The following is a 25,730-nucleotide window of genomic DNA, read 5'->3' as shown; positions in this document are numbered from 1 at the left end:
AATCCAACAGCCATTCCTGTGTTATTGGAAATTAAAACACCGTTTCTTCTATGACCTGTATTATTAAATTGCATTTTTCCATAGTGACTAAAAGATGAATAAAATAATCCAGTTCCAGAGGTCATATTTATAAATTCTGTTCGAAAGCCTATTAAAGATCTGCTTGTTAATATATAGTCTAATCGCACTCTACCTTTATTATCCGATACCATATTTTTCATTTCTCCTTTTTTACTACCTATTATCGTCATTATTGTTCCTTGATGTTTTTCTTCTATATCCAATGTTACATTTTCAAAAGGTTCTTGCATTTCACCGTGAATTTCACGAAAAATAACTTTTGGTCGAGAAACAGATAATTCGAAACCTTCTCTTCTCATATTTTCAATTAATATAGATAAATGTAATTCCCCTCGACCAGATACACAAAATATATTTGCATCAGTAGTTTCTTCAATTAGTAAAGCTACGTTGTGCATTTCTTCTTTTTTTAATCTTTTAAAAATTTGTCTAGAAGTAAGATATTTCCCTTCTTTTCCAGAAAAAGGAGAAGTATTTACACAAAAAAACATTTTTACTGTAGGTTTATCTATATTTAATGCAGGGAGTGGTTGTAAGTTTTTAGGATCGCAAATAGTATCTGAAATGTTTAATTGATCGATTCCAGTTAAAGCTACAATATCTCCGGCATGTGCTATGGGTACTTCTATACGTTTTAATCCAAAATAATGTAGAACTTTTCCAATCTTAGCAAATTTTGTTGTCCCGTCATTACTGATAATAGTAACTTGTTGGTTGGTGGAAATAGAACCTTGTTGAATTCTTCCTATTCCAATCACACCTAAATAGTTATTATAATCTAATTGAGATATTTGCATTTGCAGCGTGCCGGTTGGATTTACGTATGGTGGTGAAACATATTTCACTATGGCTTGATACAAAGGACTCATATCTTTTTCCATTTTAATATGATTTGTTCCTGCAATGCCAAGTAATGCAGAAGTATATATAATAGGAAAATCTAGTTGTTCATCAGTTGCATTTAGGTTAACAAATAGATCAAACACTTGATCTACTACCCAGTTAGGTCTAGAATTTTTTCTATCTATTTTATTTATAACAACAATAGGTTTTATACCATAATTAAAAGCTTTTTTTGTTACGAATCTGGTTTGAGGCATAGGTCCATCAAGGGCATCGACAACTAATAATACAGAATCTACCATGGTCATAACTCGTTCTACTTCTCCTCCAAAATCAGCATGACCCGGTGTATCCACGATATTAATACGATAATTATTCCATTGAATTGCTGTATTTTTAGATAGAATGGTAATTCCTCTTTCTTTTTCTAAATCATTAGAATCCATAATTCTATCAGTTTTTTCTTCATGATCTTGGAAGGTACCTGACTGTTGTAGTAATTTATCTACTAATGTTGTTTTACCATGGTCAACATGAGCTATTATAGCTATATTCCGTAAATTTTTGTTCATTTTACTACCTTAAAACGTTAGGGATAATAAGATTGATTATTACTAAAATGTAAATTTTGTTAAATATAAATTATAAAATGTTTTTAATATATTTAACATAATTTTCATATTTCATTATAATAAAATATGAAAATGAATTATACTAATTTTTGTATATATATTCATATATATATAAATATAAAATTTATTTATGTAAAAATAAATTTATATTTTACTTTTATTTTTATGTTTTCCATTGATTTGTTATAAACAGGAAAAAAAATTGTTTAAAAATAATTATGAGAATACTTATTTCTTAACCAGTACTGCAATCGTAAAGAAACAAAGTAATTCTGATATATCTGAAGTTGCATTTGTTGGTTATTCTAATTCTGGTAAATCAACTGCTATTAATGTTTTAACAAATAAAAAAAAATTAGCCAGAATTAGCAAAACTCCAGGAAGAACACAATTGATTAATTATTTTGCTGTTAGTGAAAAAAAATATCTGGTAGATATGCCAGGATATGGTTATGCAAAAGCAGCTAAATTATTAAAATTAGAATGGGAAAAAAATATTATTAAATATTTTAAAATAATGGCATCTTCTTTAAAGGGATTAGTATTATTTATGGATATTAGGAATCCTATGAAAAAACTGGATGAAAATATCATTCATTTCGCTTTAAGATTTAGAATTCCGTTGTTAATTTTATTGACAAAATCAGATAAAATAACATTAGAAAAGCGAAGACAGAAATTACAAATTGTTACTGAAAAATTATCTAAATTTTCATTAACGTCTTGCGACATAAATTTATTTTCTGCTGTGCATAAGACAGGTGTTTACGAACTTCGCGAAAAATTAGATTCTTGGTATAACGAATAATAGTTAAATGTTTTTAAATATAAATATATTTAATATTTTAATTAATTCATATTTTTATGTTTATTTGTTATGTAAAAATTTATTTTCAATCAATATTAGTTACATAATAAAGATATTCGTGTTTATTGAATATGTTTAATGTTTTCTTTCCAGTTATTTCCTATTTTGACGTTTATACATATGGGTACATCTAATTTTGTATTATATTCCATAATAAGACGTATATCTTCACAAACATTCTCGATTTTTTCTTTTTGTACTTCAAACACTAATTCATCATGTACTTGCATTATCATTTTTGCATCTGAATGATACTTTTTTTTAAAACAATTATATATTTTTATCATTGCTAATTTTATTATGTCTGATGCGGTACCTTGGATAGGAGCGTTAATGGAGGTTCTTTCTGCTGATTTACGGATTAAAAAATTTTTTGAATTAATGTTAGGAATATATATTTTCCTTCCATGAAATGTTAATACGTATCCTTTTTTTAATGCAAATTGATAAGTGCTTTGCATATATTTACGGACATCTTTATAACGTTGAAAGTATTTTTTTATGTATTCTTTAGCTTGTAATATATTTATTTTTAGTCTGTTAGATAGACTAAATGGGCTTATACCGTACATTAAACTAAAATTAATAATTTTGGCATTTTGTCTTTGTGTTTCAGTAATATCAACTATAGGAACATTGAATATTTCAGATGCTGTTATTTTATGCAAGTCAGAGTTATTATGATATATTTTAATTAATTCTTTATCTTGTGATAAATGTGCTAGAATTCTTAATTCAATTTGAGAGTAATCGGCAGAAACTATAAAAAAATTTTTTTTAGCTATAAATGCCTTGCGAATATTGTAACCTTCTTTAGTTTTAGATGGAATATTTTGCAAATTAGGATCTTTGGATGATAAACGACCGGTTAAAGTATTTGTTTGATAATAACATGTATGTATTTTACCTGTTATTTTATTTATTTTTTTGGGTAATGGATCAAGATAAGTTGATTTTAATTTGTATAAACTGCGGTAATTTTTTATTATTTTAAGAAGAATATCTTTTTTTTGCACATTGTATTTAACGTCATTCTTATTTTCTTTTATTTGTAGTAAAATTTTTTTTAATTGTGTAGTGGACAAGATATTAAAAGATAATCCTGTTAATTGGTAAGCATTTTTTTGTAAATTTGATAGTTTAATATCAATTTCTTTTGATTGATCTTTTAATTTTTTCATATTTATCAAAACACCGTTTCTTTCAATATTGGCTATTATTTCTATTAACGGTATTTCTATATTTTCTAATATTTTTTTTATTTTTTTTTCTTTTTCTAAATGTACTAATATTTCTTCATATAATTTTAAATTTATGTGAGATTTCAGATCTACGCATTTTTTTATATCAATATTTTTTTTGTTGATTTTATTTTCTTCTATCCATTTTTTTTCTAAATATTCTAATATTTCTTTATTTTTATATATGTTTTTTAGCATATATGATGCGATCATGGTGTCGAATTTTCTGCCGGATAGTGTAATATCGTATTTTTTGAAAAAATGATAATTTTTTTTTATATTGTAACCTATTTTTAGTATATTTTTGCTTTCAAATAAAATTTTTATTTGTATTAAAATATCGTATTGATCATTTATTTTTAATGAAAAAAAGTCATTATTAATTATAGGTATGTAAAATATTTGATTAATAGTGGTTGAAAAAGAGAATCCAGTGATGTAAGTATTATTTGTATTGAATGATTTTGTTTGAATGATAAAAGAAAAACTATTAAATTTTTCTATTTTTTTTAACATTTTTTCAAATTTTTCTTTTGTTAAAATTATAATATATTCTATATGTGGTATGATATGAGGATATAAATTTATTTTTCTGTTATTAACCATGAATCATTTTCTACCTGTTTTTTCCATTTTTTAAAATTGTAGTGATCAAAGAAATATAATAATTTTTGTTTTTTTAATCTTAATGTTTTTAAATTTTCTAAATCAAGATCAATTGGTATATCTAATTTAATAGTCGACAATTTTTTTGAAAGAAAAGCAATTTCTTTATTTTTTTTTATTTTTATAGATATATTATTAGCTCCACGTATTGGTAATATTTTTATATTTTTTATTTCTTTATATATTTTTTCAAGACATCCAAAATGTTTGATTAGAATTAAAGCCGTTTTTTCCCCTATTCCTGGTACACCAGGGATATTATCCACAACATCTCCCATTAATGCTAATAGATCAATTATCAGTTTCGGTGGTATTCCATATTTTTTTTGAATTTCTTTAGGTCCAATGATAACGTCATATGTAGAATTAATAATCTTGATATTTTCAGTTACTAATTGCAACATATCTTTATCATTGCTACTAATTAATATGGTTAAGCCAATTTTTTCAGCACGATACGATAATGTTCCTATGATATCATCTGCTTCTACTGAAGGAATAAAAATTAAAGGTATACCAATTGATTTTATTATTTTATATAAAATTGGAATTTGTTTTTTTAAATTTTCAGGCATAGCAGGTCTATTTTTTTTATATTTTTTAAATATATCATGGCGAAAGTTTTTATGAGGTGAGTCAAATACTATAATTATTTGATTATCTTGGTATTTCAGTATTATTTTACGTAACATGTTTATTACACCATATATTGCTCCAGAAGGTTCTCCTGATTTATTTATCAAATATGGAAAAGTATAATACGCACGATATAAGTAAGATGTTCCATCTATAATTAGTATTTTTTTTTATTTTTAGTATTCATGATTGCTTTTAAGTTATGAAAAATTTTAATATTTATTAAAATGATAAATGAGTTATTTTTTATATAAAAATCAAAAACATTATAACATAATAACGTTATTTATCAAAATATATACTAATAAAGTATGCATTATTTTAATAATAAGAAAATTTATTTCATTTAATAATAAATGTTAATTTTTATAATAATTGTTATTTAAAATTTGTGTGTATTATTTCAAAAAATTGATTAGATTTAAATAAATTTAATTTATTAATAACAAAGTAGAGATTGTATAATGAATAAAGAAAATAAAAAAAACGAACATACACCAATGATAAAACAATATCTCAAATTAAAGTCTAATTATCCGGATATGTTATTATTTTATAGAATGGGTGATTTTTATGAGTTATTTTATGAAGATGCTAAAAAAATTTCTAGTTTATTAAATATTACTTTAACAAAGAGGGGTTATTCAGCAGGAAAAGAAGTGCCTATGTCTGGAATACCTTGTAATTCAGTAGATATTTATTTATTAAAATTAATAAAATTAAGAGAATCAGTTGCTATTTGTGAACAAATGGAAGAATTTGATTCAAGAAAAAAATTGTTATCGCGCAAAGTGGTTAGAATTATTACTCCTGGAACAGTGACAGACGATTTGTTTTTGCAAGATCATCAAGATAATTTATTAGCATCAGTTTTTTTTAAAAGTAATATTATTGGTTATTCTACTTTAAATATTTGTTCAGGTGAATTTTTTATTTCAGAATTTACATGTGCAGAAGATTTATTATCGGAGTTACAACGAACTAATCCAAAAGAATTATTGTATCCTGAAGGTTTCGTTTATTATGATTTAATAAAAGAAAATTGCGGATTACGTAAACGTTCTTTGTGGGAATTTAAACTAGATAGTGCGCATCGTCAGTTAAATTTACAGTTTGGAACCAATAGTTTAAATGGTTTTGGTTTAGAGGGAGTAGATGTTGCTTTATGCGCTGCTGGTTGTTTATTCCAATATGTAAAAAATACGCAGAATTCTTTATTACCTCATATAAAATCGATAAAAATGCACAATATAAAAGATAATATCGGTATAAATTCTACTACTCGTAAAAATTTAGAAATAATTAAAAATGTTTCAGGAGGATATAAAAATACTTTATGTTGTATTTTGGATCATACATCTACGTCCATGGGAAGTAGAATGTTAAAACGTTGGTTAAATTCTCCTGTACGTAATATTAAAATTGTTAATGATAGGCAAGATAGCATACAAGGTTTTCAAAATATTTTTCCTGTATTGCAAAATGTTTTATGTCGTATAAGTGATTTAGAACGTATTTCTTCTCGTATTGCTTTGCGTACAGCGTCTCCTAAAGATTTAATTGCTATTAAGGAAACTTTTTTAAGATTACCTGTAATAAAAAAGATATTAAAAGATATTAAAATAGAACATATTCAAAATTTATGTAATTCAATTGGAAATTTTTTAAATTTGTCTAATTTATTAGAAAGTGCTATATCTAAATCTCCTTCTAAATCAATTCGAGAAGGTGGAGTGATAGCGGATGGTTATAATATTGAATTGGATAAATTAAGGTTAATCAATAATGATGGACAAAAGTATCTTAAAAATTTTGAAATGCAAACGAGACGTATTTTAAAAATAGAATCGTTAAAAATTAGACATAATAAAATTATCGGTTATTACATTCAAATTAATAAAAGATATAGTCATTTAGTTCCTAATTCTTATAAAAAATGTCAAACATTAAAAAGTTGTGAACGATATATTGTAAAGGAATTAAAAGATTATGAAAAAAATATTATTTTTGCTGCAAGTAAGAGTATAGAACTAGAAAAGAAATTATATGAAGAAATTTTTGACATTTTATTTTCTTATTTAGATAAATTACAAATCAGCAGTCGAGCATTAGCAGAAATAGATGTACTAACTAATTTGGCAGAACGTTCTATTACTATGAATTATACACGTCCAAAAGTAGAAAAAAAACCAGTAATCTCTTTAACAGATAGTCGTCACCCTGTAATCGAAACAGTAATAAAGACTCCTTTCGTGCCTAATTCGGTATTTTTGTCTGAATATAATAGAATGATTATTATTACAGGTAGTAATATGGGTGGGAAAAGTACTTATATGAGACAAATAGCATTAATTGTTATCATGACTTGGATAGGAAGTTATGTTCCTGCTAAAAAAGCAGTTGTAGGTATGTTTGATAAAATTTTTATAAGGGTGGGATCAGCTGATAATTTATCAATGGGTCAATCTACTTTTATGATGGAAATGAATGAAATAGCGAGTATTTTACATAACGCTAATTGTAATAGTTTAGTCTTAATCGATGAAATTGGTAGAGGAACTTCTACTTATGATGGTTTATCTTTAGCATTGGCATGTGCTGAATATTTAATCACATCTATTAAGTCTATTACTTTATTCTCTACTCATTATTTTGAATTAACTAATTTAGAAAAAAAGTTTAAAGAAATTAAAAATGTTCATTGTGGTGTTATCGAATATGAAGATGGTGTTTCTTTTACACATATTATTAAAGATGGAGCGACAAGAAACAGTTATGGATTAGCAGTGGCTTCCTTGGCTGGTTTACCTAAAATTGTTACTGATTTAGCAAACATAAAATTAAAAGAATTGTTAGATTTATCCGATAATCATGATGATAATTGTTTTATAAAGAAAATAAAAAAAAAATTTTTTAAAGATTCATCAAAAAATTCTATTTTACATTTTATAAGTGTGGTAGATCCTGATGCGATTTCTCCACATCAAGCTTTGGAAATTATATATTATTTAAAGAGTATTGTATAGAATCTACTAATTATTAGAAGTTTATTACCATATATATAATCAATGTTTTTATAAAAATATTTATACAGTATTTAAAAAATATTTAATTTATTTAAGATTTTATATTTTTGATGTAATATTGTGTTTTAATTTCAAATTGTATCTTTAAAATTGTGGTGGTAGTATTTTTATAAAAATTAATTTTATATTTACATGAATAAAAGAGTAATCGATGACATTTTAATATATTAATTTATATTCTATTTACGATAACAATTTATTTTTATTTTATTTATAAATAAATTATATCTACAGTGTATTTTTAGTTTTAATTATACAAAAAATAACAATATATAGGTAATAATAAAATGGAAGATATTCAAAAAGATTATTTATTGCCTTTAAATGAAAAAAAAATAGCTATTTTGGATTCAGTAAGTAGTAATTTTTCTACTATAGAGCAAATTTGGTTATCTGGTTATTTCTGGGGTTTATCCAGAAGTGGAAAAAATAAATCACCAATAAAAAATGTTATTGAAAATGAATTTGTTGTTACTATATTATCCGCTTCACAAACGGGGAATGCACGTGAATTATCTAAGTTATTGTATGAAAAATGCAAGTTAACGCATATTAAAGCTAATTTAGTTAATGCATTTGATTATCAATTTAAAAAAATTAATAAAGAAAAAATATTTATTATTATTACTTCAACTCAAGGAGAAGGTGAACCTCCAGAAGAAGCTTTAGATTTATATAATTTTTTAATGTCAAAAAAAGCTCCTAAATTAAATAATTTTTATTATAGTGTTTTTGGATTAGGTGATAGTTCTTATAATTTATTTTGTCAATCTGGAAAGGATTTCGATAAAAAATTATGTGAATTAGGTGGTATCCGATTGTTGGATCGGGTTGATGCTGATATTGAATATATCGAAATAGCTAAGAAATGGTGTGACGATATACTTAAAAAAATAAATACATTATTTAAAAGTAAAAATAATACAATTGATGGAAACATTTTAGGAGAAGAAAAATCTGTATCTTCTATTGTAAATTACACAAAAGAAAAACCTTTTTTTGCTAAGTTATGTATTAATAAAAAAATTACAGGTCGTCATTCTATAAGAGATATTCGTCATATTGAAATAGATATTACTAATTCAGGAATTATTTATAAACCTGGAGATGTATTAGGGATTTGGTATGAAAATGATCCATGTTTGATAAAAGAATTTTTGGAATTATTAAATATTAAAGAAGATACTTTAGTAAAATTTAATAAGGAAGATAAATCAATTTTTAATTTATTAAAAAATAATTTTGAGCTTACTGTCAATAATATTCACGTTGTATCTTCTTATGCTAAATTGTCTAATAGTAAAACGTTACAAAATATAGTTTTAGATAAAAAAAAATTAAAATTATATGCTGACAAAGTATCTATTATTAATATGATTAGAGAATATCCTATTAAAGAAAATAATTTATGTATTTTAGAAATTTTGAGACCAATGATTCCTCGTTTATATTCAATATCTTCATCTCTATCAGAGGTTGAAAATGAGATACATATTACTGTAAGAGTATTGAAACATTTTCATCAAGGGAAAATATATTTAGGAGGAGCTTCTGGATATTTAGCTCATCGTGTAGAAGAAGACGATATACTTAAAATTTTTGTTGTTGAAAATAATCATTTTCGTTTACCTACAGATAATAATATGCCTATTATTATGATTTGTGCGGGAACTGGAATTGCTCCTTTTCGTGCTTTTATGCAAGAAAGAGATTTCCAAAATGCAAAAGGGAAAAATTGGTTATTTTTTGGTAATCCATCTTTTACTGAAGATTTTTTATATCAAATAGAATGGCAAAGATATTTTAAAAAAGGATTATTAACAAATATAGATTTAGCTTGGTCCAGAGATCAAAAAAATAAAATTTATGTACAAGATAAAATTAGAGAAAAAGGCAATAAAATATGGAATTGGATAAAAGAAGGAGCTTATATTTATATATGTGGTGATGCTTCTAATATGGCTAAAGGTGTCGAATCTGCTTTTCTTGATATATTTATTCAATATGACAATATGGATTTAGTTCAAGCTAAAAAATTTTTAAATAATCTTCGTATAGAAAAACGTTATCAGAGGGATCTTTATTAATGAAAGAAAATAAAAATAAAAAATTTTATATTAAAGGAAAATTAACCGATTTTGAACGTATAAAAACACAAAGTAATTATTTGAGAGGTACCATTAATGAAGATCTAAAAGATGGTATTACTAATGGATTTAATGGAGATAATTTTTCTTTAATTCGTTTCCACGGAATGTATCAACAAGACGATAGAGATATTCGTTTAGAGCGCAGTGAACAAAAATTAGAACCTCGTTATGCTATGATGTTACGTTGTAGATTACCAGGTGGAGTAATTACGGCTAAACAATGGTTAAAAATTGATAAATTTGCGACTAAAAAAACTTTATATGGAACAATTCGTTTAACCAATCGCCAAACATTTCAATTTCACGGAATTCTTAAAAAGGATTTAAAATTTGTACATAAAATGTTAAATAGTATTGGATTAGATTCTATTGGAACAGCGAATGACGTAAATAGAAATGTTATTTGTACTTCTAATCCTCTTGTATCGGAATTACATCATGAAGTGTATGAATGGGCAAAAAAGATATCTGAACATTTATTACCAAAAACCAAAGCTTATGCAGAAATTTGGTTAGACAAAAAGAAAATATCTACTACTGATAATGAGCCTATTCTTAGTTCAAGTTATTTACCGAGGAAATTTAAAACTTGTATAGTTATTCCTCCGTATAATGATGTTGATTTACATGCCAATGATATGAGTTTCATAGCTATTTCAGAAAAAAAAAGATTAATTGGATTTAATGTATTAATTGGAGGTGGTTTATCTATTGAACATGGAAATAAAAAAACATGGCCATCTTGTGCTAGTGAATTTGGTTTTATTCCTGTTGATAAAATTTTATCTGTATCTGAAGCAATAGTTACTACGCAACGTGATTGGGGTAATCGAACTGATAGAAAAAATGCTAAAACGAGATATACTTTACATCGTGTGGGACGTGAGGTTTTTAAAAAGGAGGTAGAAAAAAGGGCTAATGTGACTTTTAAAAACATTTATCCTTATTATTTTACTAAAAGAGGTGATCGTTTTGGTTGGGTAGAAGGTATAGATCAAAAATGGCATTTAACCATTTTTGTTCCAAATGGAAGAATCATCGATGATTCAAATCAGAAAATCAAATTAGCTTTATCTAAAGTAGCCGAAATACATAAAGGTGATTTCCGTTTGACTGCTAACCAAAACATAATTATATCTGGAGTTAAAGAACAGGATAAAAAAGAAATTGAAAATATTTTTTTTATACATGGTATGTTGAGTTCAATAACTAAATTAAGGCAAAATGCCATGGCTTGTGTATCTTTTCCTACTTGTCCTTTAGCTATGGCAGAAGCGGAACGTAAATTACCTTTTTTTATTATGCAAATAGAAAATATTTTATTGAAATATAATATGTTACAGGAAAATTTAATATTTAGAGTTACAGGATGTCCAAATGGTTGTGGAAGATCTTTATTAGCTGAAATTGGATTGATAGGAAAATCTCCAGGAAGATATAATTTATACATAGGAGGAAATTATATTGGCACTCGTATTGCTAAAATGTATGCTGAAAATTGTACAGAAAAGGAAATATTAGATCATTTAAAATCATTAATAAAAATTTGGTCTGAAGAAAGACATAATGGAGAGCATTTTGGTGATTTTGTTATTCGATTCGGTATTGTGAAAGCTGTAATTGATGCTTCTAATGATTTTTGGATAAAATGAAAGAGGTTATTGTGTCTGTTTTAAATTTACTTGAAATTAATAAATTAAATAAAGAAGAACAATATCATTTTTTTTCTCATATTAATATGTTTTTGAAAGATTTTTCTGCAGAAAAACGCATTATTTGGGCAATAGAAAATTTATGTTCAACATTTGTTTTGTCATCTAGTTTTGGTATTCAATCAGCAGTATGTCTACATCTTATAACACGACAAAAACCCGATATTCCTGTTATTTTTATTGATACAGGATATTTATTTCCTGAAACTTATATATATATTGATCAATTGACAGATCAATTTAAATTAAATTTACATGTTTTTCGTTCAAAAATAACACCTGCTTGGCAAGAAGCAAGATATGGAAAATTATGGGAAAAAGGTCTTAAAGGAATAGAATTCTATAATAAAATTAACAAGGTAGAACCGATGAATACTGCTTTGCAAAAATTATCGGCAAAAACATGGTTTTCTGGACTGCGGCGTAGTCAATCTAAAAGTAGATATCATTTATCTTTTATTAGTATACAAAAAAAAATATTTAAATTTTTACCTATTTTAGATTGGGATAATAAAAAAACATTTGCTTATATTAAAAAGAATAATTTAGGATATCATCCTTTATGGCATAAAGGTTATTTATCAGTAGGAGACGTACATACAACCAGTAAGTATGAGTATGGAATGAGAGAAGAAGATACACGATTTTTTGGTTTGAAACGTGAATGTGGTTTACATATAGAATGATTTTTTGAATATAATTTAAATTTATTTTAAATTAAATATTTTATATGAAAAAATATTTAATTTGTTTTTATTATAATACTTTTTTTATATAAAAATGTATTTGTATAATTTTTTATACTTTTAAAGTAAGGTTGACGTGAATTATTTACCTATTTTTGCTAATTTAAAATTTAGACGTGTATTAGTGGTTGGTGGTGGAGAGATTGCACTTCGCAAAGTTATGTTGTTATTACGTGCAGGTGCGATAATTACTGTTATAGCTAATAAAATTTGTTTAAGATTATTATATTTTTTTAAAAAAAATACGATAAAATGGTTAAAGACTGAATTTACAGAAGAACATTTAGATCAAGTATTTTTGGTGATTGCAGCAACAAATGACAAAATTTTGAATAAAAACGTTTTTATAGCATCAAATAAAAGATGTATATTAGTTAATGTTGTAGATGATCCATCCAAATGTTCTTTTGTATTTCCTTCTATTATTGATCGTTCACCTATAGTTATAGGTATTTCTTCAGGTGGATGTGCACCGGTATTATCACGTTTAATTCGTGAACGTATAGAATCTTTATTACCTATGAAATTAGGGATGGTAGCAAAGATAGCTCAAAAATGGAGAGAACGAGTTAAAAATTTTTTTTTATTTTCATCTGAAAGACGTTTTTTTTGGGAACGTTTATTTAATGGAGCATTTGTTGGACAGATTTTAAGTGGTAATATTAAAAATGCTATAAATATTCTAAATAAAGAAATGAAGCTTCCTAATGTACCTAAGGGAGAAATTATTTTAGTAGGAGCTGGACCAGGGGATAGTGGTTTATTAACTTTAAGGGGTTTGCAAGTTATACAGCAAGCTGATTATGTTTTGTATGATACTTTAGTGAGCAAGGAGATATTGGGGTTAGTTCGTCGTGATGCTAATTGTATTAATGTCGGAAAATGTTCAGGAGGAGAAGGTATGTTACAAAGAGATATTAATAATTTATTAGTATCTTTAGCAAAAAAAGGAAAAAAAGTTGTTCGTTTAAAAGGTGGTGATCCTTTTATATTTGGGCGTGGAGGAGAAGAATTGAAAAATCTTAAAAGATACAATATTTCTTTTCAGGTAGTTCCTGGTGTAACTGCTGCTATTGGTGCTGCAGCATATGCAGGTATACCATTGACTCATCGGACTTTTTCTCATGGCGTTATATTTATTACCGGTAATCGTACCGATAATAATTTAAACAAAATTAATTGGTGTCATTTAGCTCAATCTGCTATTACTGTAGTAATATATATGTTTAAAGTAAATGCAAATGAAATTTATAAGAAATTAATTTTTTATGGTTTTTTAAAAAAAACTCCAGTGGCTTTAATAGGACAAGCAACTACATTAAATCAGAAAATTTTAATTGGGATTGTAGAGGATATTCCATATTTGGCATTGCGTATTACGAATCCATCTATCTTAGTTATCGGGAAAGTAGTTAATTTACATAAAAAATTGAAATGGTTTAATACTATCAATTTATTAGATGAAAATAAATATAAAAATTTTATTGAGAATTGATATGAAGAAAAAAAAATTTACTTATTTAGATCAACTTGAGTCAGAAAGTATCTTTATTATTCGCGAAGCAGTAGCAGAATTTCAAAATCCAGTTATGTTATATTCCATAGGAAAAGATTCTTCAGTTATGTTACATCTTGCTAGAAAAGCTTTTTATCCGGGGATAATACCTTTTCCTTTATTGCATGTAGATACAGGTTGGAAATTTTCTGAAATGTATAAATTTCGTGATCAAGTGATTAAAGATTTAGACATTGAATTAATTGTTTATTGTAATGAAAAAGGATTATCTTCTGGTATAAGTCCTTTTGTACATAGTTCTACTGAATATACTGATATTATGAAAACGGAAGGATTAAAACAAGCTATTAGTAAATATGGTTTTGATGCTGCTTTTGGTGGAGCCAGAAGAGATGAAGAAAAATCACGTGCTAAAGAACGTGTATATTCTTTTCGTGATTTATCGAATCAATGGGATCCTAAGAAACAGAGACCTGAATTATGGAATCTGTACAATAGTCAGATTAACAAAGGAGAAAATATCAGGATATTTCCTTTATCTAATTGGACAGAATTAGATATTTGGTTATATATATACATAGAGAAAATAAATATTGTACCGTTGTATTTTGCTGACAATCGATCTATTTTAGAAAGAGACGGTATGTTAATAATGGTAGACGATGACCGTATGCTTATTAAAAAAACTGAAAAAATTATAAAAAAAATGGTGCGATTTCGTACTTTAGGATGTTGGCCTCTTACTGGAGCTCATTTATCACATGCTAAAACTATTCCTGATATAATATCGGAAATGTTAATTATAAATAAAAGTGAACGGATGGGTAGATTGATTGACAGTGATAAAAATTGTTCTATGGAATTAAAAAAAAGACAAGGTTATTTTTAAATATGAATAAAAAAAATGATATTTTTATTGGTAATAATAGTCATTATAAATTGAATTTTAAAGATTGGATAAGTCTAGATAAGAAGAAAAGTTTATTGCGATTTTTAACTTGCGGAAATGTCGATGATGGTAAAAGTACTTTAATTGGTCGTTTATTATATGATACTAAACATATTTATGATGATCATTTGCTTTCTTTACGTAGTGATAGTAAAAGACATGGAACTCAAGGTAACAAATTAGATTATGCGTTGTTGGTAGATGGTTTACAAGCAGAAAAAGAACAGGGTATTACAATTGATGTTGCGTATCGTTATTTTTCTACAAATAAGAGAAAATTCATTATTGCAGATACACCAGGACATGAACAATACACTAGAAATATGGTTACAGGAGCTTCTAATTGTGATCTTGCTATTTTGCTTATAGATGTTCGTAAAGGATTATTAGAGCAAACATGTAGACATGCTTTTATTGCTGTTCTTCTTGGTATAAATTATTTGGTTGTGGCTATTAATAAAATGGATTTAGTTGATTATAAACAAGATTCTTTTGATAAAATAAAAAAAGATTTTGTTTTTTTTTCTAATAGATTAAAAAGGGAATTAAAAATTTTTTTTGTTCCGATTGTTGCCACTATTGGTGAAAATATCGTTTTTTCAAAAAATTTTATGGAATGGTATCATGGATCAACTTTATTGCATATTTTAGAAACAGTAAAAGTTAATAATTTTCTTAAAAAATCGCACGTTAGATTTCCGATCCAGTATGTCAATCGTCCCAATTTGGATTTCCGTGGTTATTCAGGAACATTAGTTTCTGGAAATTTGAGAGTGTTTGATAAAGTTAAAGTATTACCATCTGGTAAGGTATCAACAATAGAAAAAATTGTTACTTTTGATGGTAACCAAGATCAAGTAGAAGAAAACCAAGCTGTTACTTTGGTATTAAAAGATTGTTTAGATATTAGTCGTGGTGATATGTTAGTAGATTTAAATTCGAATTTAATAGGTTTACAAAAAGCGATTATTTATATTGTATGGATGTCAGAAACTAATTTATTTTTGAATAAATTATATAACGTCAAATTAGGAAATCAAAATACACGTGTTTATATTAAAAATATATTATATGAGATTAATGTTAATACATTAGAAAAAAATAAAACAAATGATTTATGTTTGAATAGTGTGAGTGTAGTTGAAGTTAAATTCGAAAAGCCTATATTATTTGATTTGTATTGTGAAAATAAAATAACTGGCAGTATGATTTTTATTGATCCAATTAGTAATGTTACTATAGCCGCTGGTATGATAAAAAAGAAATTAGATGAAAAAGATAAAGAAAAAGATATAAATATGAATAATTTTGAGTTGGAACTACATTTTTTGATATCTAGATATTTCCCTCATTGGGGAGTAAAAAAAATATTTAATAATTAGGATTTAATTTTAATGAAAATTGGACACAAAGAAAATGTTATTTGGCATCAATATGAAATTAACCGAAAAAAACGTGAAAAATTACATAATCATAAATCAGGAGTTCTTTGGTTTACAGGTTTATCTGGATCGGGCAAGTCAACTATCGCTGATAAATTAGAAAAAGTTTTGTATAAAAAAAATATTAGCACTTATTTATTAGATGGAGATAATATTAGACACGGTCTGTGTAGGGATTTAAATTTTACTGAAAATGATAGAAGGGAAAATATTCGTAGAACAGGAGAATTAGTTAAGTTAATGGTAGATGCTGGTTTATTAGTAATAACGGCATTTGTTTCTCCATATCGAAAAGATAGAGCCAATGTTCGTAATATCATAGATTGTAAAAATTTTTTTGAAATATTTCTTGATACCCCTATTCATATTTGTGAAAAACGTGATCCAAAAGGTTTATATAAGAAATCCAGGTTAAATTTATTAGATAATTTTACTGGTATTACTTCTCGTTATGAAATTCCTTATGAACCAGATATTTATTTGAATGGAGAAGATTCTTTTTTTAAAAATATAAATAATATATTATATGTACTTAAGAAAAAAAAGGTATTTTAATATTAATATAAAATTGATAATATTTTTATATTAAACGAAGTAGTAGAATTATAAAAACAGTATACTGTTTTTAGTACATTTGGTATTGTTAGTTTTATATTAAAATAGTATAAATAATTTTATTTTGATAGAATAAACATTTTTTTTGGTGATTTATTTTTTATATTTTTTAATATTATTGATTGATAATATCAGTGATTTATAAGAATCACATGTAAAATTTTTACTTACTTAAATTTTTTACATTATAAAGATTTCGTATTAGCGTTAAAATTTATATTTTATTTACAGTTATCAATTTTTTAATATCATTTAATAGAGAAGATATATGTGTTATATATAATGTTTTATTTATATAAAATAAAATTTATTAATAAGAAGAAAAGATTCTTGATTATCAGTAAGAATATAATTTTTTCTTATTTATTTTAAATTATTTTATTTAGCGGTATATTTTTATTGAATATTTATCATTATATATTTCATATTTTTTTAAAAATATTTATGGGATTTATAAAAACATTATTTTTAACTTACTAGAATATCAAAATTAAGCAGTGATTTGATTAAAAAGTATAGTTTAAGATAATGGTATATTAATTTTATGAGTATAAATATTAAATTTATTTTTATTTATAAAACTTTATTTTTAAAATAGGTATTGATATGAATTTGATTTATTTTTAAAATAGAATAAATTTTAGTAAATGTAATAAATGCATAACTGACATGTTTTATGATTTTTATATTAGGTAAAAATATTTTAAATAACTTTTTTAAATTTTTAATAAAACTTGTGCATATAATTTTTTATTTTTTTTGTTATTTACATTTTGTATATCGATATATATTTTGAATATTAATTAATTATTTAAAAAAATTGTTATTTATGTAAAAAAACATATATAAATAGTTACGTTCTGAATAAATACTATATATTTATTTTTGAAAATTTTCAAATTAATATTTTTAAAAACATAAGTTTTAAATTTATTTTTTAAGTCGATAGATAAAATAAGTAAGAATAAAAATAAATTATATATTTAATAATAATATAATTTAGTATAACAAATTTAAAATTTTTTCTTATTATTTTAATAATGTTCAGCATTTTTTATTTTAAATAATATATATTAAAAATAATTTATTAATTTTTTATTGATAGTATAAAATTTTATATTTGATACATAAGTTTCTATAATTTTATATGTGTTATTTTTAAAATACTTTTAAGTACATGTATAGATGTCATTTTTTATGTAAATTATGTTATATATAAAAAATAACAGACTTTATTAAATATTATAATTAAGTCTGTTATTTTTTAAAATTTTATTTTTTAAATTAATTGATAATTTTTTATTTCTTTAATGCCATTAAATGGCGCAAATTCGTTTCCTAACGTTTCTTCTATTCTAATTAGTTGATTGTATTTTGCTGTTCTTTCAGAACGACTAACAGAACCTGTTTTAATTTGTCCAGCAGCTGTACCGACTGATAAATCTGCAATGGAAGCATCTTCAGTTTCTCCTGATCTATGTGAAATAATTACGGCATAATTGGCTTTTTTTGCCATTTTTATTGCAGCAAGAGTTTCTGTAAGAGATCCTATTTGATTTAATTTTATTAAAATAGAATTTGCTATGCCTTTTTTTATACCTTCATGTAAAATTTCAGTATTAGTTACAAATAAATCGTCTCCTACTATTTGTATTTTATTACCTAGTTTTTTTGTTTGATAAGAAAAACCATCCCAATCTGATTCATCTTGTCCGTCTTCAATAGAAGAAATTGGATATTTTTTGGATAAATTACATAAATAATTAGTAAATTCATGTGAATTAAAAAGTTTTTTTTCGTTTTTTAATTTATATTTTTTAGTATCAATATTATAAAATTCTGATGCTGCACAATCAATGGCTAAAGTAATATCTTTTCCTAATGTATATCCAGATTTTTCAACAGCTTCTTTAATTATTTTTAATGCTGATTCATTGGAAGATAATTCTGGAGCATATCCTCCTTCATCTCCAACAGCTGTACTCATACCTTTTTCTTTTAATATTTTAGCCAATATATGGAATATTTCAGACGATATACGAATAGCTTCTTTTATATTTTTAGCTCTAATCGGTTGTATCATAAATTCTTGAATGTCTAAATTATTATTAGCATGTTTTCCTCCATTAATTATGTTAACCATAGGTAGAGGCATAGAAAATATTCCAGATGTGCCATTAACGTCTGCAATATGTTGGTATAAAGGTATACCTTTAGCTGCAGCAGCTGCTTTAGCGGTTGCTAAAGATACTGCTAAAATAGAATTAGCTCCTAAATTAGATTTATTTTTAGTACCGTCTAAATTGATCATAATACTATCTATATTTTCTTGATCTCTAGCATCTTTTTTATAAATAGCAGAAGATATAGGGCCATTAATTAGTGCAGTAGCTTTATTTACTCCTTTTCCTAAAAATCTTGATTTATCATTATCTCGTAGTTCTAATGCTTCTCTAGATCCGGTAGAAGCTCCTGAAGGGGATGATGCCATACCAACAAATCCACCTTCTAAATGAACTTCAGCTTCAATAGTTGGATTACCTCGAGAATCAATTATTTCTCTAGATATAACTTTCATTATTTTAGACATTTTTTATCCTTTTATTTTTATTTAAGATATATTAATTTTAGGTATTTTTTTATTTTTTTTATATTTTTTTGCTGCTTTTATAAAACCTATAAATAAAGGATGACCATATCTAGGTGTTGAAGTAAATTCTGGATGAAATTGGCAAGCAATAAACCAAGGATGATCAGATAATTCTATTATTTCTATTAATTGATTGTTGTTTGATCTTCCAGTAATTATTAATCCAGATTTAATTATTTTTTTTAATAAAGTATTATCTACTTCGTATCTATGTCGGTGTCTTTCTGTTATTTTATTTTTTTTATATAATTTTCTAGCTAAGCTGCTTGATTTTAAATTGCACATTTGATCACCTAGTCTCATAGTTCCACCTAGGCTCTCATGTTTATTTTTTATTTCTTTTTTTTTGTTTTTATTAATACATTTTTTTATTAAATTTATAATAGGATATTTACATTTTGGATCAAATTCTGTGGAATTTGCGTCTTTAATTCCTATGACGTGGCGAGCGAATTCTATTATCGCTATTTGCATACCTAAACAAATTCCAAAATAAGGTATTTTTTTTTCGCGAGCGTAACGTACAGATAATAATTTTCCTTTTATTCCTCTTTTCCCAAATCCGCCAGGAATTAATATTCCATCAAGTGAATGTAATAAACCTACACCATTTTTTTCAATATGTTGAGAGTTAATTAATTTAATTTTTACAGAAATACGTGATTTTAATCCTCCGTGTTTTAAAGCTTCCATTACGGATTTATATGCATCAGGTAATTCAACATATTTTCCTATCATACCGATGGTAACAGTTATGAGTGTATTTTCTTCATCATGTATTACTTTTTCCCATTCCAATAAATTAGCTTCAGGTGCTTGGATATTAAATTGTTCACAAATATAATTATCTACTTTTTGCAATTTGAGTAATTTAGGAATTTTATATATAGAATTTACATCTTGTAATGCTATTACTGCTTTTTCTGGAACATTACAAAATAAAGCAATTTTTTCTTTTTCATTTTTCGAAATAGGATATTCTGAACGGCAAATAAGGATATCAGGTTGTATACCAATAGATAATAATTCTTTCACAGAATGTTGAGTAGGTTTTGTTTTTATTTCTCGTGATGCAGCGATATATGGAATTAGTGTTAAATGTATATATATAATTTTTCTTCTACCTATATCTACAGCCATTTGACGAATGGCTTCTAAAAATGGTAGTGATTCAATGTCACCTACTGTGCCTCCTATTTCAACAAGAACAATGTTATATCCTTTTGCACCTATGATAATTCTTTTTTTAATTTCATTGGTAATATGAGGTATTACTTGAATAGTAGTTCCTAGATAATCTCCTTTCCTCTCTTTCCTTAATACTTCAGCATAAATACTACCTGTAGTGAAATTATTATATCGTGTCATTTTATTGCGAATAAAACGCTCATAATGACCTAAATCTAAATCAGTTTCTGCTCCATCTGCAGTAACAAATACTTCTCCATGTTGCATTGGATTTATAGTACCCGGATCTAAATTTATATATGGATCTAATTTCATAATTGTTACATTAAGATTACGGGCTTCAAGAACAGCTCCTAAAGAAGCGGCTGTAATCCCTTTACCTAAAGACGAAACAACTCCACCTGTTACAAAGATATAATTTGTAGTCATAATTAACCACAGAGTGTAATTTTGATAGAAAATAAAATACTAAAAATGATAATATGATTTTTTTATAAATTGTTTATTTTATAAGAGATATTCTATGTTTATTTTTTATAAAAATTTGTATTGATAATTTTTACAGATGTTTATGTATGGTAAGTATGTTTTTAATATGAATATATTTTGCAATTATATTGGTATAATGTGTAATAAATATTATGAATAATAAATAGATTTTATTGAGTGTAACAGTTTTAAGTTTGATAGGGAATAATGATTTTTATATATATTTTAAAAATTATTATATTTTATTAATTTTAAAGTATTAGTTTGATTAATGATAACATTAATCAAACTAACAAGTATAAATATAGATGTTTTTGTTAATCCTGCATTTTTTTATTTCTTAGAGTGATTATTCGATTAAAGATTAAATTACTATTACTTTTATTTTTTTCAATACAAAAATAACCTTCTCGTTCAAATTGATAAACTTGATTATTTTTTATTTTTGTTATATTTGATTCGACAAATCCTTTTTTAATTAAAAATGATTTTGGATTTATGTAGTTTAAAAAATTTTTTTCTTTTTCTGGGTTTTTTACAGTAAATAATGTATTGTATAAATGGAAGGTTGCTGATGATGCGTGTTTTGTAGATAACCAATGGATGACACCTTTTATCTTTCTATCTTTTGGATTTTTTCCTAAAGTATTAAAATCACAGGTACATATAACATTGATAATATTATTTTTGATATCTTTTTTTACTTTTATAGCTTTAATTACATAACCGTAACGTAATCTTATTTCTTGACCTAGTATTAATCCACGATAATCTTTTTTATTTGTTTCATGAAAATCAAAGTAATCAATATATAATTCGTTAGTAAATGGTAAAGAACGAAAACCCATGGAATTATTAGTAGGATGATTGGGAACTGTAAAAATTTCTTGATAATTATTAGGTACATTAGATAAAAGTATTTTAATTGGATTCAGTATAGCCATGTTGCGTGGAGCTGTTTTGTTTAGTTCATTGCGTATACATGATTCTAGAGAGGATGTTTCTATTAAATTATCTTGTTTAGTAATACCTATCTTTTGACAAAATGTACGTATTGAAGATGGTGTATATCCACGGCGACGTAATCCTGTAATAGTCGGCATTCTAGGATCATCCCATCCATTTACTATTTTTTTATTGACAAGGATATTTAGTTTCCTTTTAGATAAAATAGTATATTCTAAATTTAGTCTAGAGTACTCGTATTGATTAGGTCGATGTTGAATAGTTATATTGTCGAGTATCCAGTCATATAACCTTCGATTGTCTTGAAATTCTAGAGTACAAATAGAGTGTGTTATACCTTCCAATGAATCTGATATACAATGTGAAAAATCGTAAGTTGGATATATACACCATTGATCTTTAGTTTGGTGATGGTTTGAAAATATTATGCGGTATAGAACAGGATCTCTCATTATCATAAATGGAGAACTCATGTCTATTTTTGCACGTAAACATGCTGTACCTGTTGGCAAATGGCCATTTTCCATTTTTTCAAATAGCAACATATTTTCCGTTACACTTCGATTTCGATATGGACTATTAGTTCCTGGTTTTTTTAAAGTTCCTCTATATTGACGTATTTCTTCTTTATTTAATTGATCGACATAAGCTAATCCTTTTGCAATTAATTCTATGGCGTATTTTTTAAATATATTAAAATATTTTGATGAATATTGAATTTCGCCATTCCATTGAAAACCTAGCCATCTAATGTCTTTTTTTATGGCATTAATATACTCTATGTTTTCTTTTGTAGGATTAGTATCATCAAATCGTAAATTGCATTTACCCTTATAATATTTAGCTAGTCCAAAATTTAAACATATTGATTTTGCATGACCAATATGAAGGTAGCCATTTGGTTCAGGTGGAAATCGTGTTTGTAAATAGGAATACTTTTTTTGCTTTAAATCTCTTTCGATAATTTTTTTAATAAAATTAGAATTAGAAGAAGTATTTTCTTTCATTTTTACCTTGATATTTATCTAAACGTATTAGATTTTGTATTTTACAATCAGTTATTAATTATTGTTGATATTAAATAATAATGATAAAAATATTTATTTTTTATAAATTATACAATTTTATATTTATATATTAATATTAATTTAACATTAATTTTGAGTATTATGTATATAATATTTTTTTGTAGAAAATAGTATACTATGAAGTGGTGTTTTTTATTTATTTAAATATTTTTATATAAATTTATTGACGATGAGTAATTTATTTAGCATAATTTAAATATTAAATAAAAGAGGCTACGTAGCTCAGTTGGTTAGAGCACAGCACTCATAACGCTGGGGTCATGGGTTCGAGTCCCGTCGTAGCTAATATTTATTAAGACGTTTGCGGAAGTGGCGAAATTGGTAGACGCACCAGATTTAGGTTCTGGCACCGAAAGGTTTGCGAGTTCAAATCTCGCCTTCCGTATTATTTGTAATTAAAGATGATTTAGTTTCTAAATTGTTTTTTGGGGTATAGCCAAGAGGTAAGGCACCGGTTTTTGATACCGGCATCCCTGGTTCGAATCCAGGTACCCCAGATTTATTAAAATAATAAAAAGAAAGTATTATTAAAAATAAAATATTAAATTTATATGATTTTTAGTAAAATATTGTTGATTTTTATGATTTTATCATTATTTAATATTAAAATTTTAAATAAAGTACGGATTGTATTATGATTGAATTAAATAAAATAAAAAAAACTGTGGCATGGTCAGCGTTAAAGTATATATGTCCTGGAACTGTAGTTGGAGTAGGTACTGGTTCTACAGTTTCTTATTTTATTGAAGCATTATCAACCATAAAACATTTGATTCATGGAGCAGTATCTAGTTCTTGTTATTCAACTAAAATTTTAAAACAGTTTGGAATTCCTATTTATGATTTAAATACAATAAGTTTTTTAAAAACATATGTAGATGGTGCAGATGAAATTAATCCAGATATGTATATGATTAAAGGAGGAGGTGCAGCGTTAACTCAAGAAAAAATTATTTCTTCTGTAGCTGATACATTTATTTGCATCATTGATGAATCTAAGAAAGTGAAAAAATTAGGTTCCTTTCCTCTGCCTGTGGAAGTTATTCCTATGGCTTATTCTTATGTATCTAATGAATTAATTAAGTTAGGCGGTATTCCTAAATATAGAAAAAATGTTATTACAGATCATGGTAACATAATTATTGATACTTATAACTTGCAGATAAATGATCCTGTTTCTATGGAAAACAAAATTAATTCTTTACCTGGTGTTGTTACTGTGGGGTTATTTACATTAAGAACGGCAGATATTGTATTAGTTGGTACAAAGTTTGGAGTAGACGTAATAAAAAATAAATAGTTTTTTATGTAATTTAATTTTTAATTTATGTTGTAAAAGTAATTTATTTAATTTTATTTGTTAAAAATAATTTTATTTTTATTTATTTTATACGAATAAAAAATGTAATGTTATTTTATATGTTAAAAAATGATTTATATCAAAAGCGTTTTCTATTATAAATTTTTATTTAATATTTAATGAAACATTAAATTTTAAATAAGTATTAAAAAAATAATTAATATTAAATGGCTGAAAATAAATTAAATTATATTTAGATATTAAAAATTTTATGATAATTAATTGATTTATATAATTGTTACTTATTATTAATAAGTGTTTCTTTATAAAAAATATTTTTACTTATTTTACATTAAATAAAATGTTATGTTGCATAGTATGTTAATTCGTCAAAATATACGATTATATATTAGAAATATCCGTAATAAATTAACATATTACGAAAAGGAAGAATTATCGCTAAAGATAGCTTTACATATTTTCCAATATGAAATAATGAAAAAAGTAAAAAACGTAGCTTTATTTTTATCGTTTGACGGAGAAATAGGTACTGAATCACTAATAAAAAAATTATGGGGAAAAAATATTAATGTTTATTTACCAGTGTTAGATAAATTTAATGCAAAAAATTTGTTATTTGTTAAATATAATAAAGATACATCATTAAAGTTGAATAAACTAAAATTTTTTGAGCCAACAAATATCATTGATAGTACAATATTACTCAATAAATTAGATATTATTTTTGTTCCATTAGTAGCATTTAATAAAAAAGGGTATCGTTTAGGTATGGGAGGAGGATTTTATGATTTTATTTTAAAAGATTGGCAAAAAAATAATTTTCTTCCAATAGGTTTAGCTTATAA

The 25,730-nt window shown here is 25.1% G+C and carries 17 protein-coding genes and 3 tRNA genes; 14 read left to right on the top strand and 6 right to left on the bottom strand.

All coding sequences use genetic code 11. The features are described 5' to 3' along the window. A partial coding sequence (locus tag LDP10_RS02075; RefSeq protein WP_265197084.1) for a GTP-binding protein occupies positions 1-1,496 on the bottom strand: 1,496 nt, incomplete at its 3' end. A gap of 262 nt (positions 1,497-1,758) precedes the next feature. Here LDP10_RS02075 and yihA point away from each other — a divergent pair. Beyond that, positions 1,759-2,364: a ribosome biogenesis GTP-binding protein YihA/YsxC gene (gene yihA / locus LDP10_RS02070; protein ID WP_265197083.1), complete on the top strand. Its 606-nt coding sequence runs from the start codon at positions 1,759-1,761 to the stop codon at positions 2,362-2,364. 122 nt (positions 2,365-2,486) lie between these two features. On the opposite strand, the gene LDP10_RS02065 is transcribed toward yihA, so the two are convergent. Continuing rightward, positions 2,487-4,271 (bottom strand): DNA polymerase, encoded by a 1,785-nt coding sequence (locus LDP10_RS02065; RefSeq protein WP_265197082.1) that lies wholly within the window; start codon positions 4,269-4,271, stop codon positions 2,487-2,489. Beyond that, positions 4,250-5,122 carry a 5'-3' exonuclease gene (locus LDP10_RS02060; RefSeq protein ID WP_265197088.1) on the bottom strand — a complete coding sequence of 291 codons (873 nt, stop codon included), beginning with the start codon at positions 5,120-5,122 and terminating at the stop codon, positions 4,250-4,252. Before LDP10_RS02060 ends, LDP10_RS02065 begins: the two co-directional genes overlap by 22 nt. Positions 5,123-5,431: 309 nt before the next feature. Here LDP10_RS02060 and mutS point away from each other — a divergent pair, with 309 nt between their 5' ends. From mutS to cysC, 8 genes are all read left to right on the top strand, one after another. Beyond that, positions 5,432-7,993 (top strand): DNA mismatch repair protein MutS, encoded by a 2,562-nt coding sequence (gene mutS / locus LDP10_RS02055; protein WP_265197081.1) that lies wholly within the window; start codon positions 5,432-5,434, stop codon positions 7,991-7,993. Positions 7,994-8,340: 347 nt separating this feature from the next. Then, positions 8,341-10,140 (top strand): assimilatory sulfite reductase (NADPH) flavoprotein subunit, encoded by a 1,800-nt coding sequence (locus LDP10_RS02050; RefSeq protein ID WP_265197080.1) that lies wholly within the window; start codon positions 8,341-8,343, stop codon positions 10,138-10,140. Then, a complete protein-coding gene (cysI, locus tag LDP10_RS02045; RefSeq protein WP_265197079.1) occupies positions 10,140-11,855 on the top strand; it encodes an assimilatory sulfite reductase (NADPH) hemoprotein subunit in 1,716 nt (571 codons plus the stop codon). The genes LDP10_RS02050 and cysI overlap by 1 nt, the downstream gene beginning before the upstream one ends. Before the next feature lie 11 nt (positions 11,856-11,866). Beyond that, positions 11,867-12,601 carry a phosphoadenylyl-sulfate reductase gene (locus tag LDP10_RS02040; protein WP_265197087.1) on the top strand — a complete coding sequence of 245 codons (735 nt, stop codon included), beginning with the start codon at positions 11,867-11,869 and terminating at the stop codon, positions 12,599-12,601. A 136-nt stretch (positions 12,602-12,737) separates the two neighbouring features. After that, positions 12,738-14,156 (top strand): siroheme synthase CysG, encoded by a 1,419-nt coding sequence (cysG, locus tag LDP10_RS02035; protein WP_265197078.1) that lies wholly within the window; start codon positions 12,738-12,740, stop codon positions 14,154-14,156. A 1-nt stretch (position 14,157) separates the two neighbouring features. After that, positions 14,158-15,066, top strand: coding sequence for a sulfate adenylyltransferase subunit CysD (cysD, locus tag LDP10_RS02030; protein ID WP_265197077.1), 909 nt, complete (start codon positions 14,158-14,160; stop codon positions 15,064-15,066). A 2-nt stretch (positions 15,067-15,068) separates the two neighbouring features. Continuing rightward, positions 15,069-16,508, top strand: a complete 1,440-nt coding sequence (cysN, locus tag LDP10_RS02025; RefSeq protein WP_265197076.1) for a sulfate adenylyltransferase subunit CysN — start codon at positions 15,069-15,071, stop codon at positions 16,506-16,508. A 12-nt stretch (positions 16,509-16,520) separates the two neighbouring features. Continuing rightward, positions 16,521-17,123: an adenylyl-sulfate kinase gene (cysC, locus tag LDP10_RS02020; RefSeq protein ID WP_265197075.1), complete on the top strand. Its 603-nt coding sequence runs from the start codon at positions 16,521-16,523 to the stop codon at positions 17,121-17,123. A 1,339-nt stretch (positions 17,124-18,462) separates the two neighbouring features. Here cysC and eno read toward each other — a convergent pair. The 3 genes from eno to glnS form a co-directional block, all read right to left on the bottom strand. Beyond that, positions 18,463-19,773 (bottom strand): phosphopyruvate hydratase, encoded by a 1,311-nt coding sequence (eno, locus tag LDP10_RS02015; RefSeq protein ID WP_265197073.1) that lies wholly within the window; start codon positions 19,771-19,773, stop codon positions 18,463-18,465. Positions 19,774-19,794: 21 nt separating this feature from the next. Further along, positions 19,795-21,450, bottom strand: a complete 1,656-nt coding sequence (locus LDP10_RS02010) for a CTP synthase (RefSeq protein ID WP_265197072.1) — start codon at positions 21,448-21,450, stop codon at positions 19,795-19,797. 377 nt (positions 21,451-21,827) lie between these two features. Beyond that, the gene (glnS, locus tag LDP10_RS02005) at positions 21,828-23,483 is read right to left on the bottom strand and encodes a glutamine--tRNA ligase (RefSeq protein WP_265197071.1); all 1,656 of its coding nucleotides are present in this window, start codon (positions 23,481-23,483) and stop codon (positions 21,828-21,830) included. A gap of 292 nt (positions 23,484-23,775) precedes the next feature. Between glnS and LDP10_RS02000 the strand changes: the two genes are divergently transcribed. The 5 genes from LDP10_RS02000 to LDP10_RS01980 all read left to right on the top strand — a co-directional run. Continuing rightward, positions 23,776-23,849, top strand: a tRNA-Met gene (locus tag LDP10_RS02000). A gap of 18 nt (positions 23,850-23,867) precedes the next feature. Next, positions 23,868-23,949, top strand: a tRNA-Leu gene (locus LDP10_RS01995). A gap of 41 nt (positions 23,950-23,990) precedes the next feature. After that, positions 23,991-24,061: transfer RNA gene (locus LDP10_RS01990), tRNA-Gln, on the top strand. Positions 24,062-24,198: 137 nt separating this feature from the next. Continuing rightward, the gene (rpiA, locus tag LDP10_RS01985) at positions 24,199-24,864 is read left to right on the top strand and encodes a ribose-5-phosphate isomerase RpiA (protein WP_414734439.1); all 666 of its coding nucleotides are present in this window, start codon (positions 24,199-24,201) and stop codon (positions 24,862-24,864) included. A 378-nt stretch (positions 24,865-25,242) separates the two neighbouring features. Continuing rightward, on the top strand, positions 25,243-25,730 hold a 488-nt coding region (locus LDP10_RS01980), incomplete at its 3' end, for a 5-formyltetrahydrofolate cyclo-ligase (RefSeq protein ID WP_265197070.1).

The organism is Buchnera aphidicola (Pemphigus obesinymphae), assembly GCF_026122815.1.
GTDB classification, from domain to species: domain Bacteria; phylum Pseudomonadota; class Gammaproteobacteria; order Enterobacterales; family Enterobacteriaceae; genus Buchnera_C; species Buchnera_C aphidicola_BJ.
The sequence above is the reverse complement of the archived record's forward strand: the minus strand, read 5'-3'. Positions and strand labels throughout refer to the sequence as shown.